1 protein-coding gene is annotated in these 318 nt (G+C 73.0%); it reads right to left on the reverse strand.

From position 1 onward, the window contains the following. The coding region (locus IF09_RS0139620; protein WP_030304466.1) for an IS3 family transposase at positions 1–318 on the reverse strand (318 nt) is incomplete at both ends.

Consider the following 318-nt stretch of genomic DNA (forward strand, 5'->3'; position numbering starts at 1 on the left):
GACCCACAGCCGGTTCGGCCCGCTCGCGGTGAAGTCGCGTTGCACCAGGTCAGGGGCCAGATCCGCGTCCGGGTCGCGTCGGGTGAAGCTCTTGCCCCGGCGAGGGCGGATCCCGGCGAGGCCGGCCTGGCGCATGAGCCGTTCGACGCGCTTGCGGCCGACCCGCGTGCCCTCGCGCTTGAGGACGGCGTGCACGCGGGGTGAGCCGTAGACCCCGCCGGACTCATCGTGGACCTGACGGATCCTGCTGGTCAGCTCGGCGTCCCGACGGTGCCGTTCGCACGGCTCGGTCTCGGCCTGGCGCCACCGGTAGTAGGT

Origin of the sequence: Streptomyces katrae (assembly GCF_000717655.1) — a bacterium.
In the GTDB taxonomy this organism is placed as follows: domain Bacteria; phylum Actinomycetota; class Actinomycetes; order Streptomycetales; family Streptomycetaceae; genus Streptomyces; species Streptomyces katrae_B.